The sequence below is a fragment of the Bacterioplanoides sp. genome, assembly GCF_965219715.1.
Lineage (GTDB): Bacteria > Pseudomonadota > Gammaproteobacteria > Pseudomonadales > Oceanobacteraceae > Bacterioplanoides.
In genome coordinates, this window is the sequence record NZ_OZ244785.1 from 2,043,081 (window position 1) to 2,062,545 (window position 19,465).

Here is a 19,465-nt window from a genome sequence, read left to right on the forward strand (position 1 = left end):
CCTACCCCGTTACTTATAAACTTCTGCTGCGCGTTTTACGAAAGAATCGACCATCATATTCGCGACCTGCTTAAACACTGCAGCCATCGCCATACCCGTGACCCGGTTGCCCATTTCAAAATCCAGATCCAGTGACACCTTACAGGCCTCATCAGACAGTGGATCAAAATGCCAGATGCCATGAAAACGACTGAACGGACCGTCAAGCAGCTTCATTTCCATCCGATGTGGGCGCTCAAGAGTGTTGTGAGTCGAAAAGCTCTGATTAACCCCGGCTTTAGAGATGGTCAGCTCTGCTTCAATAAAATCTTCACCTTCATTGATGACGTGAGTTTTTTCGCAGCCGTTTAGAAACTCCGGATAGCGGCGCACGTCGTTAACCAGATTAAACATCTGCTCTGCGGTGTGCATTACCAAAGCACTGCGGGTAATGGTGGTCATGGCAACTCTCAGACAACACTCAAATAAAATCATCTTACAGCGCAAACAAAAACGCCGGAGCGGGATTATACCCGCTCCGGCGTTTCAGAGCATTAAGTGCTGTTTGGTCAGAGATTAACCAAATACACCCAGACCATTCAGGAAGATGTAACCTACTGCAATTGGCGATACAAAACGTACCATCACACGCCATACGTTGTAGATAAATGAACGATCCTTATCTACCTGTGCAGCGGTGTGGCTTTCTTTCATGAACCAGCCAACGAAGATCGCAATCAGGATACCACCCAGTGGCAGCATGATGTTGGAAGATACGAAGTCCAGGTTATCGAAGATGGTCTTACCGAAGAACTTAACTTCAGACCACTCGTTGAAGGACAGTACAGTACCAATACCCAGCAGCCATGCCAGACCACAAATAACGGCAGTTGCCTGTACACGACCCAGGCCGCGCTCAACCGCCCATGCAACCGCTGGCTCAGCAATAGAAATTGCAGAACTCCACGCAGCAATGGCTACCAGAACGAAGAAAGCAACACCCAGAATGTCACCACCCGGCAGGCCACCCAGAGCCAGAGGGAAGGTCACAAACATCAGACCAGGACCCGCACCAGGCTCCAGGTTGTTGGTGAATACGATAGAGAACACGATGATACCGGCTACCAGTGCAACCAGAGTATCAAGGAAACCAACGGTCATTACGGTTTTACCCAGAGACTCTTTCTCAGGCATGTATGCACCGTACGCCATGATGGCACCCATACCTAGAGACAGAGTGAAGAAAGAGTGACCCAGCGCCACAACAATACTTTCACCAGTCAGCTTGCTGAAATCGAAGTCAAACAGGAAGTGTAATGCCTGAGAGAAACCTTCAGTGGTCATCGCATAGCCTAGTAACAGGACCAGCATGATGAACAGCAGCGGCATCAGGATACGGATGGTATTTTCCAGACCTTTATTCACACCACGCGCAATCACGTAGGCAGTCAGGATCATAAAGATAGTGTGGTAAACGGTCAGCATGACCGGGTTAGCCAGCAATTCGTTAAATACCGCACCGGCTTTGTCGCCATCAGCACCGGTAAAGGTACCTACAGCCATTTCACCAATATATTCCAGCGTCCAGCCAGCGATCACACTGTAGAACGATAAAATAAAGAAGCCAGCCAGAGCACCCATCCAACCGATCACACGGAAGAACTTAGGCGCTTCGTATTCGTCGGTCATGCTTTGTAACGCGTGGATAGGACTCAGACGCGTTTTGCGACCAATTAAAACTTCCGCCAGCATTACGGGGATACCCGCTGCCAGAATACACAGCAGATACACCAATACAAATGCACCACCGCCGTTTTCTCCAGTAATGTATGGAAACTTCCAGATATTTCCCAAGCCCACAGCAGAACCAGTCGCAGCCAGAATAAAGGTCCAGCGATTGTTCCAAATGCCGTGCATTCCCCGTTTGTCGTTATTCATAATTTTATTATCCGTTTATCGGTTAAACCGGGCGTATTGTTCAAGATTTACTGTACTGGCTCAAGCGTGAATCGGGCCAGACAGCCGATAAATACTACAATTGGGCAGCTTTTAACCAGATAGTCAGGTTTAACCTCCCTATATTCCTCAATAGCGATAAAAGGGTCAGTCCAATTCAAGGTAAATTTGAGCTTTTAACAGGATGGTTATCAGCCAGCCCATCCTCGTTTATACTCCCCGGTTATGAGCAAAAAGAAACCAAAGCCGAGTGGCAATACCATTGCCCTCAACAAAAAAGCCCGCCACGATTACTTCATTGAAGACAAGCTCGAAGCCGGCATTGCCCTGACAGGCTGGGAAGTAAAATCCCTGCGCCAGGGTAAAGTGCAACTGGTCGACAGCTACATCGTTTTCCATAAAGGTGAAGCCTGGCTGACCGGCGCGTTAATCACGCCGTTAAAAGAAGCGTCGACGCATGTGATCTGCGAGCCACGTCGTGAACGCAAGCTGCTGATGCACCGCAAAGAGCTGGATCGTCTGCAACAGAAGATCGCGGCGAAAGGTCATACCTGCGTGTGCACCGCACTGTACTGGAAAGGCCCGAACGTCAAAGCGGAAGTGGCACTGGCCAAAGGTAAGCAGAACCATGACAAACGTGCTGCAACTAAAGATAAAGACTGGAATAAACAAAAAGAACGCCTGATGAAGCATTCAGTACGCTAACGTGCTAATATCTAAGGCGTTTTTCACTACTGAGTGGATTATGGGTTGAATTTATTCATCTCGTCACCATTTAAGTAGTATGTCGTCAGGTTAGAGACTGATGACAACCATGCTGGTAAGCACAAGAATTCGGGGATGATTAGGATTCGACGTTGATTACAAAGCTATGGATGCATGTCGAGAGCGTACGGTGATCTCGTAAATAAACGCTGTACATTAGTTATAGTCGCAAACGACGAAAACTACGCACTAGCGGCATAAGCCCGCTTACACCAGAACTCGGGTGGCTATAGCCGGGGGACGGTGGCATCGTCTTATAGCCTCGCCTCGCGGACTTCGCTCGTAGTCCAACAGGTTAAACTTTAATCGAGACAGCTCTAAACACCCTGCCCCTCGGGTCGTGATGAGTTAAATGAATAGAGACGGCTAAGCATGTAGATTCTCTAGTGGAGGATTGGCGGACGGGGGTTCAAATCCCCCCATCTCCACCATATTGAAGTCCAAGCAAGTCCACGGACTTCCTAAAAGGCCCTTAGCCAAGCGGTTAAGGGCCTTTTTTGTGTCTGTCTAAGTCCACGAACGTCTTGCGAAATCCACGCCTTTTAGTAACACTTGTAGTAACACAGCCTCACTAAGCAAATAACGGTGTTACTACGAATGCCCAGAAAAACTCTTCCACTTAGCAACACTGAAATCAAAAATGCAAAGACCAAAGAAAAGGAGTACAACCTTTCCGACGGTGAAGGCCTATCGCTTAGGGTTAAACCAACCGGCTCCAAAGCTTGGATATTCAACTACTACCAGCCTTACAGCAAAAACCGCAAAAATATCAGCTTGGGCGCGTACCCAGAAGTGAGCCTATCCCAGGCCCGCCAACAAAAAGATGAAATGCGTAAGCTACTTGCTCAGAATATAGATCCCAAGGAGCACCGCGAACAGCAGCACCAGGAACAAAAAGAAGCCCTATCAAACACGTTCGAGAAGATAACAGCTGAGTGGTTAGATATTAAAAGGCCAAGCATTACCAAAGGCCATGCTGATAGCACCTGGAACTCAATGAAGCTCCATTTATTCCCTCAGCTAGGCAACTACCCAATACAAAAACTGACTGCACCTAAAGTTATTTCAGTACTCAAACCACTTGCCGCAAAAGGCAACTTTGAAACGATTCGCCGCCTCTGCCAGCGCATCAATGAAGTAATGATTTACGCCGTCAATATTGGACTGATTCGACAAAATGACCTTGCCGGAATCAACAAGGCATTTTCAACACCAAAGAAGAAAAATATGACAACCATCAGGCCAGAGGAATTGCCAGGCTTGATGCGCTCCATCAACCGAGCCAGTATTAAGTTCGTTACTCGCTGCTTGATCGAGTGGCAGTTACATACTCTATCTCGCCCCAGCGAAGCCGCTGGAGCAAGATGGGAAGAAATAGATTTTGAAGAAAAGCTTTGGGTTATCCCTGCAGAGCGGATGAAGAAACGCCGTCTCCACAGCATTCCTTTAACACCGCAAACCTTGGCTATTTTAGAAGAGCTCAAACCAATCAGTGGGCATCGAGAATACCTTTTCCCATCGGACAGAAACCCTAGAACCCACATAAACGCACAAACAGCTAATATGGCAATAAAACGTATGGGATATGAGAAAAAGCTGGTGGCTCATGGACTACGCGCTCTAGGTAGTACAACACTGAACGAACAAGGGTTCGACTACGACTTAATTGAAGCCGCCCTTGCCCATGTGGATAAAAATGAAGTCAGAGCTGCTTACAACCGCTCTGACTATATTCAACGCCGAATTCCAATGATGGAATGGTGGTCTGAGCACATTGAAAAGTGTGCAACAAACATTGCTTCGTTCAGCTCAGATACGAGAAAATAAATGACTTGAACGCTTTGACTGATTGTAAAAACAATTCGCCACAACCCCAGAGCTAGAAGATTAAACCAGACTCTTCAGTCTAGAGTAGTTTAAAGAGTCTTTCGGAAACTAATTTTTCTACGTCTATTAAAAAGAAAAGTGCAGGATAAAAATAAGTGAAGTTAAAATAGATTCTAAAGTAACAAAAGAAAAGAGTTCCCCCCAAAAAAAGAATGAGACCACATAGTTAAACCCCGCACGATTACCGTAAATACGACACATTCCTCAATACATATTCAGCCCTTCCAATAGCCCATCCTAACACCCACAAAGAATATAGGCATAACAAAAAATCAGGGAAAGAAGAGAAAGGAGCAGGGGCGTGCAAAACCTCACTCAACCTATTACTGTCCTTTAAAATACTACCCCACTACAAAAGATACTTACCTTGCTACTCTATCCGGGTTTATGAATATAAAATACAAACAACATAAAAACTTTAACGAACCAAGCACCAAATACTCATACCCAAGTCAGCAACTCTGACCACGAATGAAAGCAGCCAGATTCATTAAAAACCGCAGGCTGCCTAATTCTCGAAACGAACATCAAAACACCACAAGCCTAATTGATCAACAACAATGTCAAATCAACTTCATACTGTGTATTATATAGCCACCAAAACTACAAACAAATAAAATTTGCCATTCAAATATTTCTTTTCAATGACCGTAAAAAAGAGCGCATAGACTTAAACCCATTTATCACAAAACCAAAATTAGAAAGACCTCTAAAAAGTGATATCATCAACAGCAGGATAGCCTTCAGCCAATAACAGCAAAATATTCTATTCCCATCCAAACAAAACCATGATTAAAAATAATAATGATCTTATGCAACCAAGAAAAAACAACAATCAGATGATGAATAACTTTCTCCAGGAAAATAGCTTATCGAATACCTTAGGCATTAGAAATGCTCAATTTTTCTCTTGCAACTATGACATTAGTGCTTACAAAAAATATTTTTTTGAGTTGCTTAACATTCCTTTCCCTACCGCTTTAACTAACGCAGTAGAAAAACGACAGGCCGAGTTTCTCGCAGGTCGCTATGCGGCCCGAAAGGCTCTCAGCGCCATGCGCATAGCAGCTGACGAAGTGCCTACCGGTACCAATAGAGCACCAGTTTGGCCTGAGGGAGTCGTCGCGAGCATTACTCATACCAATACAGCAGCAGTGTGCGCGGTGGCATTGAGTAAGAATTTATTGTATCTAGGGATTGATCTGGAGAACGTTTTAACAGCAGCTGTAGCGAATAAATTAAAAGCGAATATCGTTGATACTCAAGAGGCCTCGTTACTGAAAACACTACCGATTAGTTTTGAACATGCACTGACACTGGCTTTCTCCGCCAAAGAAAGCCTGTTCAAAGCACTGCACCCTTCTGTTGGCTATTATTTTGATTTCGATACAGCAAAATTGACAAAAGTATGCTTTGAAACCAGGTCTATATCCCTACAGCTGACTAAAGATCTATCGACAGACTTTACCTCTGGATTATGTCTATACGGTCGTTTCCACTTCGAGCGAAGTCGTGTGCTGACTTGTATATATCAAAGTAATCCCCAACTGTAAGCCACAGATAAAAACTTAAAAGCTAGCACTGGCCATACTAACATTCAGCCTAAATAGATACTTACCGATCAAGAGCACTCCATACAGACAAGAAGAAATTCTTTCAAACACACTATTAATAGAATGATCTTTTTCCGATGAGCTATAATCAAGGCCAGGGATGGTTAACCCCCAAAACAAAGAAATTAAAATTCACAAGAGTCGGCCTAGTCAGGAGCGACCAAACTGAAAGAAAAAGCTGCCCAGAAAAAATCGAAACAGCCTTTAAAACAATCAAATAAAAACTCACAATCTTTAATAGAGCGTAGTCTTAATTCGACTTTCGATAAGTTTTTCCAGACTTTCAACTTCTTCCTGCGAAACGCCAGGGCCATCCTGATTTAGTAGCATTTCACCGAGAGAGGGCATAATTGATCTATCGACTATAGAATCTGGCTGCCACAACCTTGATCGGATGATTGCTTTTGAGCAATGAAAGTAGACTTGTTTAATATCGATTAATATAACGACACTAGGTTTTTTTCCATCAAATTCAAAACTGTCAATCAAGGCCTGATTGGTAGATATAACTGCATCGCCATTAACCCGAAGGCATTCTGAAAAACCGGGAATGAGAAATAACAAACCAACCGAGGAGTAGTGAATGATATTTTCTAAAGTATCAACCCGATTATTCCCCGGCCGATCGGGAATGGCCAAGGTATGGTCATTAACGACCGAGACAAAACCAGGCTCTCCTCCCCTTGGAGAACTATCTGACATTCCTTTGCCATCAGAAGACGACATGACCATATAAGGCGACAACTGAATATATTGCCTAGTATAAAGATCAAGTTTTTCCTTTTCTTTATCTACAAATACAGGTTTTGGGAAGTCAATAATTTCCCTAAGTTTCTCGACTGAGTTGACAACGTCTTTCTCACTAATATTAAAATCTATATCCATCACGACCCTATTTTCATTAAGCTACAGTACTTTCTATACTAAGTTCTACATCAGGCTGCCTACCCAAACTCAGACATTTATAAATCCAATCAAACAGCTGTTCATCTTGTTTTGTTAGATAAAAATGATCACCAGAGAACTCCCGGTAACTGACATTCGCGCTGGTCACATCTTCCCAGCCTTTCATTTGATCTTTCGACATCTCTGGATCCTGCTCTCCCCTGCAGACAAACAAAGGAATATCCAACGTAACTTTTTCATCACATAGATAGTTTTCCAGAACTTTGAAATCCGCCCGGATATTGGGTAGAAAAAGTTCTAACAAATCTCTATCCTTCAATACCGCCTCCGGGGTCCCACCCAAACGGCGAAGTTCAGCAATCAAAGCTTTATCCGTCATTTTATGAAACCCCTTATTATTCCTAACAACAAAAGGAGAGTGGTGACCAGAAACAATCATCGAATCTATATAAAAGTCATCGGTTGACTGCAGTTTTTTGGCCACTTCGTAAGCGACTATAGCCCCCATACTGTGTCCAAAAAATACATTAATTCCATCACCTGATTGACTTTTTACCTCACAGATAAAATGGTTCACTACCTCGTCCATCGTCGACAATAGCGGTTTTCCGAAATACCTCCCGCGCCCCGGCAGATCCAAAGCAACAACCCGGACGTCCTTGGGGAGGTTCCCCTCCCAAGTCCGATAGATGTTGCTAGCGCCCCCGGCAAATGGAAAGCAAAACAAATTAATCATATTATTTATCCAGCACTACCAAAGTCACGAAAAGTACGGTATCACTTCCTCGCCGAACGTTTTAATCGACTCGTATACCAGATCATTAGGGGTGGTTCCTATTTGCATAAGCAATATCAATTCGTCAACACCTGCATCGACAAAGCGGCTAACTGATTCTCTTGCTGCCACAGGGTCACCAATCACATGAATCATAGGTGTATCAGGTTGATTTCGCTGGCTCATCATCCATTCAAGCTCTTCAGCTTCCATTGCGTCTCTATTCACACCGACCATCTCCCCTACAGGGCGATCTTTAGCCAAAGTATAATAACTAAGACTACCTGCAAAGTAGCGAGCTGCCTGAAAGCCAAGTTCACAGGCTTTTTTATCGTCCTTTAAAACAAGCGACGTAGGCACACAGGCATAGTGATTATTAGTCTTCCAACGAGTATTATTGCTATTTTTAAAAGTTTCTTTATAAGCAGCAATTTTTTCAGAGAGTGTATCAAAAGTGCCGCTGGCAAAATCCAGTGCACCAATTCCCAGCTCGGCCATTTCCATAACAGCCTCTTTTCTGGAACAAGCCCCAAAGATAGGAGGATTAGGTGTCTGAACAGGCTTAGGGATAACTTGCGTTGGCGGTACTGTCACGTGCTCTCCCTCCCACTCAAAGATATCGTCTCGCCACATTTTTGGAATCATGTGCAGGGACTCCAACCACTGACTGTGCAGCGATTCGATATCACAACCAAAAGCCCCCTTCTCAACTAATGTCGCACCTTTGCCAGAGCCCCAGTTCACACGGCCTCCGGAAAGAATATCAAGGGTAGCGATACGCTCAGCAATACGGATGGGATGATTGTATCGGTAGGGTGTTAGAGTAATGCCATGCCCTAAACGGATATTCTTCGTCAAAGCAGCTACATATGACAAAAACACTTCCGGAGCTGAGCAGTGAGAGTATTCGTATAAACCGTGATGCTCCACAGCCCAAACGGTACTATATCCCAGCTTATCTGCTAAAACGGCCTGATCTACACTTGAACGAAATATCTCGATCTCCTTTGCTTTATTAGGACGAGACATTTGCATTTCAAAAAAAAGAGAGAACTTCATGCTTTAAACCTACTTCAATAAGTGCTCTTTCGTTACCAAAAGAGCACTTAAGCCAATTTTAAGAAAATTTATGCCGCTACCTTTGTGCGCGCTAGATAGTCACGCATAGCATCGTTGACAACCTCTCCAGAGAGCAACAAGGTTACACGGGCAACTTCGAGAATCTGGCGTCGATCCTCATCAGTGACAGCCTTTTCCAGCACTACGCGTTTAACTTCCGCCGCATGTTTTTCATCGATTTTTGCGTGTTCGATATAGAAGGTCAGGTTCTTTTCTTCAAAATTTAACTGTTCCTGTGCTTGCTCGATAAGACCCCAAAGATGCTCGTAGGAATTCTCAGCCCAATAGCTATAACCGAGACGAGCAACAGCTCCATAAGTTTTCGCAACGTTATAAAGGTAACCATTTAAAGCCGCAGCTCCACCGAGAGGCGGCTTCTCAAACTGAGAAAAGTCATCCAGACCAATACTGGCCAGGTCACGAACAATCATATTCTCATGACCCAACTCTTCGCCGGCGTGACGAATGGCCCAACCGACAAATTTTGTATCGGTGTGATCAATACTTTGAACAGCCATCGCCTGGTGCTTTGAATTGTGCTTCACGTAGTGATAGACCTCTACCATTACCGTCCTCCATAGCTCCTTGGTCCAACCTTCTTCAGTCACAGTCTTCCAAAAGATACCTTCTTTAATTCCAGCCCAGCCTTCAGCAACAACCTGATTCAGCTCTTCTAAAAATTTATTGTCAGACATAATTAATCCATTCCATCCAAAATTAAAATAAAGTTCAAGACACTAATAACCCTAGGAAATAGAAACTCCTAAGACACTAATATTTTTCAATATACGAATATTTTTTATGTACGAATATTTTTTATGCACGAATATTTTTTATGTACAAATATTCTCATGTGCACAAGTATTTTATTGCTATCCTATCGTTCAACCCCCAGTCTCAGACAAACATCCGACGACAACCTTATGAAAGTACAACGTCTTTCAGTTTCGAAACATGCGCTTCCGTCAGAATATCGTAGTGATGTTCACCAATAGTTGATTTTTTGAAGTTACCATTTGTCAGGTCTCTCCACCCTATACTGCTACAAATACCTTCTCTGTCTGGACAGACAAATGAAATTGAGGTTTCAATCGCTTTATCAGCAACATGACTTTCGACAGCATCCATATGTGCATTAAAAGCATCGAACTGACCCGAGACCAAATTAACATTGATATCACTCGGGAAAACCTTGTCATCGATCGCCCGCTGCACCACGGCCTCAAGAAGGGATTCATCCTGCGCTGAAATATTGCCAAGGGGCAAAACAGGCAGGTCAAGCATCCTATAAATATCATCCATAAACTGGCCGACCCGCTGCCTGTAACTGCTTCCATCTCCGCGAGTCAAACGGATAGGAGCCCTGCTGTCGATGATGTAAAGGCCACCGATGTTCTGGCCGCATTCTTCCAGCTTGCGGGAAATTTCCAGCGCAACAACCCCTCCCATAGACCAGCCCATCAGATTTATTTCAGTATATTTATCCATATTCAGGGAATCGGTTTGGTGGCGTATAATCTCCTGAACGTAATAATCGGCCAGTTCATCAATTGTGTTCGTGCAACGCTCTTCAATGAAGTTGGCGGACTGAATTCCGTAGACTGAAAACTCTTCGTTAAGACTGCTGGCCAGCTCTTTATAACAGTGAACGCCCCCACCGATAGGATGAATGCAGTAAAGTATTTTCTGCTTATCGCAATCATTTAGGGGTACTAACACAGAATTTTCACCAGCACTGCCATCAATTACGGAGGCCAGGCCTCTTACGGTATCGAAATTGAAAAACTGCGCTAGGCTGACCTCAACCTTCATCACATCCGTGATACGGGTTAATAAACGAATTGCTTTCAGGGAGTGGCCACCAATCTCAAAGAAACTGTCCGTTACCCCGAATTCATCATTACCCAACAGGTCGGACCAGAGATTGTGTAAACGAACCTCAGTATCAGTTTCCGGTGCTATGCACCCGTATTTCTTTGCGGCGAAGTCAACAGCTGGTAGATTCTTTTTGTCCACTTTCCCATTAGGAGTTAAAGGTATTGCAGTGAGTTCCACAAAGTGGCTTGGAACCATGAAGGAGGGAAGGGAGGACTTCAGCCAATCAGCTAGTTCGCTACCAACAATAGATGCTCCTTCATCAGGGACGAAATATGCAACCAGCGAATGGTCATCAAAACCATTATCCGCAACAGTCACGACGGATTTTGAGACCGCACAGTGCCTGGATATCGCACTGGATATTTCACCCAGTTCAATTCGATAACCCCGCAATTTTACTTGCTCATCACGCCTTCCGAAAAATTCAATTTGACCACCGTGCCCTACGCGACAGTAGTCGCCGGTTTTATACATGCGTTTAAACGCGAGTTGATACTCCGGTTCAGCAGCAACAAACTTTTGCTGAGTCAGCTCCCTTTTTTCAAAGTAGCCCTTTGCAACCCCAGCTCCAGCAATACAAAGCTCACCGACCATCCCCCTAGGTACCGGCTTGCCATCACTCCCCACGATTAGCGCCACCGTATTAGGAAGTGGACGACCAATACTGCGTCGAGAACCCATTGCATCAACCTTACAAACCACAGCATCGACCGTACATTCAGTGGGGCCATAAACATTAACCGCATGGACACCAAGCGAATTAATTCTGTGCCATAAACTTTCGGGCATCTGTTCGCCACCGATCAGCAGTAGAGGCGTGCCTTCGAGGTCCGCAAAAAAACCATTTTCATCCATCAGTAGCAACTGACTCGGTGTGCAGTCAAATACATCGATGTCGTTCTGTTGGATCCAGCGACAGGTTTTCCGGGGGCTTGTTTTCACATCGTCAGGAAGAATGGCAACACTGTGCCCCCCGGCCAACATCACCAGTTGTTTAACTGATGCGTCAAACGAGAAAGACGCGTTCAAAGCCACAGTCAGAAATTCATCCGCTAGCTCTTGATAAATATCGGTGGTTAGACCGAGATATAGATTCATTAGCGACGAATGCTCTACCATCACGCCTTTTGGCAACCCCGTCGAGCCTGAGGTATAGATCAGATAAGCAAGATCATCACCACTGATCTTATACTCAAAGCCAATCGTGACATCCTCATCTAATGGAACCTTGTCGACATTTACACTGATATTCACAGAGCAGTAATCGGAGACCGCTGCTGTCGAATCATCAAAAATCATAGCTCCAGCGCCCGAGTCGTCCGTAATATACTGAATGCGCTCATGGGGATAAGTGGGGTCTATAGGCACATAGGCACAACCCAGTTTCCAACAGGCGATAATCGATATAACAAAGGTATTTGAACGGTTCAGGCAAATGGCTACTCTAGCACCGGACTCAACGCCGTTTGAATGCATGGCAGCTGCTAGATTAGAGGAAGCCCGGTCAAGCTCGGCAAATGACAAGTGCCCATTGATGTCCGACACGGCCTGCCGATTCGGACATTCTGAAACCCAACGTTCTAGGGCTGTCAAAAAGGTGTTTTCAACAGCGAAGGGGACTTCCCTGCCGGAAATAACGGATACCACATCCTGTTGATCCTCTCCCTCGGCCAAAGGCAACGAAGAGATACTCAGGTGTGCTGACTCAAGCATCTGATTGAGCAATTTGGTAAAGACCCCAACCATTACCTCAATAGTCTGCCTGGAAAACAGGTCCGTATTATATTTGAAAACTCCTCTGACACTTTCCTCGGTTTCTGCCATCTCAAGCGTCAGATCAAACTGGCCTTCTTGCTGCGTTACATTAAAGGCTTTCATGGTGAGGCCGTTTTTTACAATACTTCGGTTCCCTTCCAGATCGGTTAACAACTCCATAACGCCACCATCTCGGTGAGCCTTCTGCAGGGAAAACATGACCTGATATACCGGAGAGTAAGAAGCATCGCGCTGGCTATTCGTCTCTTCAACCATCAATGAAAATGGATAGTTTTCGTGTTCCATAGCTCCCAACATCCGCGATTTAGTGTGGGCAACTAAGTCCGAATAAGACAACTCATCGGAAAAGTGAAAGTCTATTGGCAGTGTATTCATAAAATGGCCAATAATATCCATAAACTCCTGCTCAGAACGCCCAGCAGAAGGAACACCGACAAAGAACTCAGATTGGCCGGAATAGCGATTCATCATCGCAGCAAAGCCAGCCAACAGGGCGTGAAATAATGTCACATTCTGCGCTCGACAATAGGCTCGAAGCTGCCCAGTCAATTTCTCATTCAACTCCAACTCAACAGAGGAACCATTTGCAGTCTGCTTGGCCGGCCGGGGAAAATCGGTCGGTAAATTCAGGTAATTATCGGCACTGGCAATAACATCCCGCCAATATTCCCTGCTGCTCCCTCCTCTGGCTGACTCCAAGTAGCGGCTCTGCCAGCGGGAGAAATCGCGATAGGAAAAGACCAACTCAGATAACGCTGGTCTTTCTCCTCTCAACAAAGATTCGTAGATAGCCCACAGCTCATCCAGTAAAATCCAGAGAGAGAAGCCATCACAAACAATGTGGTGAACTGTTATCACAAGCACATAGTCCGCGGGCCCGCAATGATATAAATGTGACCTAATGAGAGGATCGGTAGAGAGGTCAAAGGTTTTTTGGTACTGATCTTCCACCATTTTTTCCAACTGGGCAGCGCCGACACCCTCTGCGTCAACGAAACTCAGCACCTCAAAACTGTCAGTCCGGCGCAATTGCAATAGCTCATCCGAGGCATCGACATCTTCACCTAATCTGGGAATAGCAATCGCCAGCGATGTATGCCTGCTAACTAACTCACGGAAAGCCTCAGAAAGTATATCCTTGTCAATATCACTGATAACTCGGACGCCGTAACCCACATTGTAAGCATAACTTTCAGGGTTAAACTGCTGCAGGAACCAAAGCGACCGCTGACCATAAGATAGTGGAAATGCAGTTCTGTCATCCTCTTCAGCAACAGGCGAAACATGGGCAGCTCCACCGTCGCGGTCATCGACAAGTTTCACTAATACTCGGGCGAGTTCGGCAACACTAGGGCCTTTAACCAGCTCCACCATAGGAATGGAGAGCGATAGATCCTGTTCTAGATTAGTCTTCAATTCCAACGCAATCAGCGAGTCCACCCCCATTGAGGTAATAGCAATGCCAGTATCAAAACTTTCATCGCTTATCATTAATACCGATTTGATCACCTCGACCAACCAGTCCTGCAGATAAGTAGTTTGCTCGGCATTGCTCAGCTCGCCATAGGCTCTCCAGTCGAAAGCAACCGATTGACTTCTGGCCTTCTGTTTTTCAGCAATAGCACTCAGCAGCGGCTGCGCCAATCCTTGGGGGTACTGTTTTGCCCATAAGCCCCAATCCGTCGCCAAGGCAAGGACATGCGCTTCAGGACTTGTCAGCAACTGCATAAATGCACCGACTCCAGCCTCGGTCTCTATACCCCCCATCAGCTTGACAGAGTTTCTCGCCGCATCGGAATCTGCATCTTTCATCATTCCGATTTCACTCCAAGGACCCCAACCGATACTGGTCGCAGTTAAGCCCTGCGAACGCCGGTAATGCGCCAGGCCATCCAGCAGAGCATTGGCAGTGGCATAGCTGGCTAACCCGGGAGAACTCAGCACAGAAGAAACCGATGAAAACATCACAAAGAAATCCAGCTTCTTTTCAAGAAAAGCGTTATGCAGATTCACAGCACCCAAAGCTTTGGCACCAAAAACCTGTTTGAAACGTTCCTCCGACAATTCAGAAAAAGCCTGCGTATCCGCATTGCCAGCAGCATGGATAACACCGGATATATCCGGCCAACCCTCTCTACGATAGCGCTCCAACCAGCGCTCCAACGCTTCGCTGTCACAAACATCAACATTGGCAGTAAACACTTGGGCACCAAGGGATTCTATGGCCATAATCCCGGCGATTTTGTCAGCGACAACCTTGTCGCCGCTAAATTCCCGCCACTCGCTCCGCTCGGGTAACGGGCTGCGCCCCATAAGGATAATTCTGCGCGCTCCGGCAGCGGCAAGAGACTTTGCGACCTCGAGTCCCAGCCCGCCCATACCACCGGTAACCAGATAACTGCGGTCAACCGAAAAGCCAGGTGCGGCCGGGTGATCCTTTACTCGCAGCGGACTTAAACGCGGTACAAAAACCTGCTCGTCATCAATGAGTAACTGCGTCTCAGCGCTCCTATTTTCCAACTCTCGGTAAAATTGACGCCAGGCTTTCACTGAGTTTCTTATCCAGCCTGCGCCTCCCCACAATTCGGGACACTCAGCAGACAATGTTCTCACCAGGCCGAGGAAAGTGTGTGACTGGCAAGATAAAAGTGGTGCGATACCCGACACAGAATCACGTTTATCAACAACGGAAAAGTCCTCTGGAATAACCAGCCAGAGCTTGGTTCCCCGATCAGACCACTCAAGGGAAACAGCCAAATCGCTCAAAGACTGGACAGCGAGAACACTGGCGTTCAGGTCTGGCAGCTCCAGGGGATTTGTTGACACTTCAGCTTCTACCCGGGGGGGCAGTACATAAAGTATTTGATCAAAATACTCCCCCGACAAGGTGTCAGCCTGGGACTGCAACTGCTCCAGTGTTAGTGCCTGATAGGAAGCAGCGCTTTCCCCGATCGATGCCTCTGCGCAAGCCAGGGAGTTTTGATGATCAGCGACCAGCAACATATTGGCGGACGAGACACGATTACCCGAAGACAGCTCCTCTACAGGTGAATTGTCTACAGGCAGCCAGTTAACAACATAATGAGAAACAACCGGTGCTTTTTCTGACACCGCCGTTTGGTCGATAAACTCGAAGGATAAACCGAGCATCTCGCCAATCACGAGGCCATTTTCGTCATAGATAAATACATCCCCCTTGATCAGACGATTCTCGATATTAGCCTCTCGCAGATAAACTTTGGTCCAATAGCGGGGGCTATTCATCGGCCGATAAGTTTTAAACACATCCGCAGACCGTCCGACAAAGGCACCACCGCACTCCTCCGGAACCATCACGGCCAACACCTGGACGCAGGCATCCAACACCGAAGGATGGACAAAGAAGTCATCCACACTATTGAGCAAGCTATTAGGCACCAGTACTTCCGCCAGCGCTTCCCTATCAGAGTGCCAGATACACTCTATCCCCTGATGGTTTGGCCCCCATTGATTGCCGCGCTCAGACCATATTTCATAAAACTGATCCCCCGACATAAGTCTCTCGAAAGAGGCCTTTTCCCGCTCGATGTCAATACTGGCACTGGATATATCGACATCTGCTATTGGATTCACGATCCCAGTAACATTCTGACTCCACGCGTCGCTGTCGGTAAAATCAGCCGCAGCACTCGTCCGACTGTGTACATCAAAATAATGATCACCGGTCGCGCTCGTGACAACTTTCGCCTGCAGTTCGACAGTACTTCCCTCCGGGATTATCAGCGCCTGTTGAAAAACAACCTGTTTAAACGCCAGGCACTTGCTGCCAAATAACTGACTGGCTGCTTCCACAGCCATTTCGGTATAGGCGGGCCCGGGATAAACCACCGTGTTTTCAATTTTATGATCAGCGAGATAACGCATTTCACTTTTCGGTAAGAGGCCACGCCAAGTATGAATACCTTCATTCCCCACCACCGGGCGGTGTATGCCAAGCAGCTTATGCGCTGATCTCTCCTCGGCTACCGGCTTGAGTATATCGACCAAGAATTTTTTATTGTCAAAGGGGTAATTGGGTAGGTCCACCCTGCGTCGATCTACTGAGACCCTAGAAAGCCGCGACCAGTCAATCTCGTATCCTCTCAGTGACAATATCGCCGCCGCATTGACCAGGCTCTGCAGATCGCTATCAAATTTGCTGTCGATTGTTGCCACACAACGGTTAACACCTAGCGGCGCCATTGCCAGGCTGGTCAATACAGAACGCGGTCCAATCTCGATGCAGTCCACATCACCGATTTGCCTGAGGACCTCAATACCATCAGCAAAACGAACTGGATTTATCAAATGCTGAACCCAATATTCTGCAGTGCAAATCAGCTCGTCTTCAATTAGCTCACCGGTAAGGTTTGACACGACAGGTATCGAGGGCTTGCCAAATGAGACCTTCTCAAGATATTGACGGAATTCATCCAGAATAGGCTCCATGAGAGAAGAGTGGAATGCGTGAGACACCTGCAAAGGCTTTGTCCGGTAACCCTGCGCCTCTAGGTCCCGACAAAAACGGTCGACACTGGATTGTAACCCCGAGACAACCTGGGTCTCGGCAGAGTTATAGGCCGCCACATTCAAATCGGGATAGACTTTGACCCGGTCAAGCAGATCGCTGTCGGTCCAAACCGTCGCCATAGCCCCATTCAGTGGCAGGCTCTGCATAAGCTCTGCCCGCTTTGCTATAAGACAAATAGCATCCGCCACTGAAAAAACACCGGAGAGACAGGCGGCTACGTATTCGCCTACACTGTGTCCCATCAAATAGGAGGGCCGTAGTCCCAGGTCCATCCACAACTTTGCCAAGGCATATTCCACCGCAAACAACACTGGCTGAGTATTGCCGGTTTCATTGATGCGATCGATATTCGCGTCGTTATAAATCAAGTCGAGCAAATCGATCTCAAAGGCCCCAGACAAGGCTGCCTGGCATTCAGCGATCGCATCGCGAAAAACAGGGTAGCGGTGATAGATACCCTTCGCCATACCCACATATTGTGATCCCTGGCCGGTGAACAAAAACGCTAGCTCTCCCGCCCCTTCATCTCGCTCGATCAGTTGCGAAGCATTGTTCTCATCGCTATCGACAAAGTGCGACAACCGCGTTATCAATTCAGCTCTGGAATCTGCAACAAAAACTTTCGATAACGCGAACTTTGTCCGGTACATATTGAAAGCGGCGCAAAATTCACCCACATCACTATCCGGAAGCTGCTCCAGCGAATCTCGTATAGTAGCCGCGTACTGCTGCAGAGAAGTCTGGCTTTTTGCAGACACAATCAATCCCAGCGCGGCATCTCGATGTTCACTGGCACTCTGGTACTGAGAAAGCTGGTCGAAATCGCCATTATAAGAGGACAAAATAACGTGGCTATTCGTGCCACTGATTCCAAACGAGCTGATAGCGGCATATTTTTCCCCATCACCATCCCAGGGGATCTGAGACCTAACAAACCGCAGGCGGGAGTCGTCGATAGAAATACGAGGATTCACCGTATCTAAATGCAGGCTCTTTGGCAGGGTGTTGCTGTTTAAAGACAGCAGGATTTTAATCAGCCCCGCAACACCGGCTGCCGCTTCAAGATGACCGATATTAGTTTTAACAGAGCCGACATAACACGGGTTATCTTGCCCCCCCCGTCCATATACCTGTTTTATCGCCTCAATCTCTATCGGGTCCCCCAGCGGGGTTCCTGTGCCGTGAGCCTCGACATAGCTCACCTGCTCGGCCTTAATATTGGCTTTTTTCAAAGAGTTTCTGATAACTTTAATCTGTGCCGCAGTATTCGGGGCAGTTAACGCGGCTGAACGACCATCCTGATTGACATCACTCCCTCTAACCAGCCCCCAGATTTTATCCCCATCTTTCACGGCATCTGAAAGACGCTTAAGCACTACGACGCCACAGCCTTCGCCACGCACATAACCATTGGCTTTTGCATCGAAAGTCTTGCAGCGACCGTCGGGGGAAAGCGCCTGGGTTTTCGCCATAAGCGACATACTCAACGGTGACAAGATGGCGTTGACGCCCCCCGCGAGCGCCAGGTCAGTCTCACCAGAACGCAAGCTCTTGCACGCTAGGTCAACGGTGACCAGGGATGCTGAGCAAGCGGTATCCACAGCCATAGAAGGGCCTTGCAAGCCCAGCATGTAGGACAATCTGCCGGCAGCAAAGCAATGAGTGTTGCCACTAACGGTATAAGCGTCGGTATAGCGCAAGTCACCCGAGGTGATGCGTTGCTGATGGTCCATGGAGGTAATCCCCATGAAGACACCAGTATTGGAATCCACCAGCGAGCCAGGAATAATGCCGGCGTGCTCGAGAGCATGCCAGGCCACAGCAAGTACCAAGCGCTGCTGGGGATCTAGGCTAACTGCTTCTCTGGGTGTGATATCAAAAAATGCAGGATCGAAGTCTTCTATACCATCGATCAGCCCCGCCCAACGGGTACCGGGATGACTCCCCAAAAATTCTTCCACCGACTCCGCATCGCCGACCTTCCACCGTGAGTCTGACAAATCGGCTACCGCATCGCGTCCATCCAGCAGCAATTGCCAGTATTTATCTGGATCATTCGCCCCGCCTGGGAAACGGCAATCAAAACCTACTATCGCAATAGCTTCGCTCTTTTTTTGCTCCTCTTGATCCAGCCTTCGCTCCAGATTTTCTGCGAGTGCCATTAATTCAACCGTGGCATTTTCCGAAGCAACTTCTACCGTCGAAGCGTTTTCATTTAAATCGATGCCGGCTTTACCCGAATTGTCAGCCATTTAGCGTAAT

Annotated in this window: 10 protein-coding genes and 1 other RNA gene; 4 read left to right on the plus strand and 7 right to left on the minus strand. The window is 46.8% G+C overall.

Annotated features, from left to right (window positions below):
* Positions 1 to 9: 9 nt before the first annotated feature.
* Positions 10 to 441 (minus strand): type II toxin-antitoxin system RatA family toxin, encoded by a 432-nt coding sequence (locus ACOQOZ_RS09790; protein WP_420592085.1) that lies wholly within the window; start codon positions 439 to 441, stop codon positions 10 to 12.
* Between the two features lie 114 nt (positions 442 to 555).
* Positions 556 to 1,917: a sodium-dependent transporter gene (locus ACOQOZ_RS09795; RefSeq protein ID WP_420592086.1), complete on the minus strand. Its 1,362-nt coding sequence runs from the start codon at positions 1,915 to 1,917 to the stop codon at positions 556 to 558.
* Positions 1,918 to 2,160: 243 nt separating this feature from the next.
* On the opposite strand from ACOQOZ_RS09795, the gene smpB reads away from it, so the two are divergent.
* From smpB to ACOQOZ_RS09815, 4 genes are all read left to right on the plus strand, one after another.
* The gene (smpB, locus tag ACOQOZ_RS09800) at positions 2,161 to 2,640 is read left to right on the plus strand and encodes an SsrA-binding protein SmpB (protein WP_420592087.1); all 480 of its coding nucleotides are present in this window, start codon (positions 2,161 to 2,163) and stop codon (positions 2,638 to 2,640) included.
* 131 nt (positions 2,641 to 2,771) lie between these two features.
* Positions 2,772 to 3,131, plus strand: a transfer-messenger RNA (tmRNA) gene (gene ssrA / locus ACOQOZ_RS09805).
* A gap of 166 nt (positions 3,132 to 3,297) precedes the next feature.
* On the plus strand, positions 3,298 to 4,527 hold the full coding sequence (locus tag ACOQOZ_RS09810; RefSeq protein ID WP_420592088.1) for an integrase domain-containing protein: 1,230 nt from the start codon (positions 3,298 to 3,300) through the stop codon (positions 4,525 to 4,527).
* Between the two features lie 848 nt (positions 4,528 to 5,375).
* Complete coding sequence (locus ACOQOZ_RS09815) at positions 5,376 to 6,140, plus strand: 4'-phosphopantetheinyl transferase family protein (RefSeq protein ID WP_420592089.1); 765 nt, start codon at positions 5,376 to 5,378, stop codon at positions 6,138 to 6,140.
* A gap of 294 nt (positions 6,141 to 6,434) precedes the next feature.
* On the opposite strand, the gene ACOQOZ_RS09820 is transcribed toward ACOQOZ_RS09815, so the two are convergent.
* From ACOQOZ_RS09820 to ACOQOZ_RS09840, 5 genes are all read right to left on the minus strand, one after another.
* Positions 6,435 to 7,085 carry an MSMEG_1061 family FMN-dependent PPOX-type flavoprotein gene (locus tag ACOQOZ_RS09820; RefSeq protein ID WP_420592090.1) on the minus strand — a complete coding sequence of 217 codons (651 nt, stop codon included), beginning with the start codon at positions 7,083 to 7,085 and terminating at the stop codon, positions 6,435 to 6,437.
* Between the two features lie 16 nt (positions 7,086 to 7,101).
* The gene (locus tag ACOQOZ_RS09825) at positions 7,102 to 7,842 is read right to left on the minus strand and encodes a thioesterase II family protein (RefSeq protein ID WP_420592091.1); all 741 of its coding nucleotides are present in this window, start codon (positions 7,840 to 7,842) and stop codon (positions 7,102 to 7,104) included.
* A gap of 24 nt (positions 7,843 to 7,866) precedes the next feature.
* On the minus strand, positions 7,867 to 8,940 hold the full coding sequence (locus ACOQOZ_RS09830; RefSeq protein ID WP_420592092.1) for an LLM class flavin-dependent oxidoreductase: 1,074 nt from the start codon (positions 8,938 to 8,940) through the stop codon (positions 7,867 to 7,869).
* Positions 8,941 to 9,008: 68 nt separating this feature from the next.
* The gene (locus tag ACOQOZ_RS09835; RefSeq protein ID WP_420592093.1) at positions 9,009 to 9,695 is read right to left on the minus strand and encodes an iron-containing redox enzyme family protein; all 687 of its coding nucleotides are present in this window, start codon (positions 9,693 to 9,695) and stop codon (positions 9,009 to 9,011) included.
* 226 nt (positions 9,696 to 9,921) lie between these two features.
* Positions 9,922 to 19,455: an amino acid adenylation domain-containing protein gene (locus ACOQOZ_RS09840; protein ID WP_420592094.1), complete on the minus strand. Its 9,534-nt coding sequence runs from the start codon at positions 19,453 to 19,455 to the stop codon at positions 9,922 to 9,924.
* Positions 19,456 to 19,465: the final 10 nt, after the last annotated feature.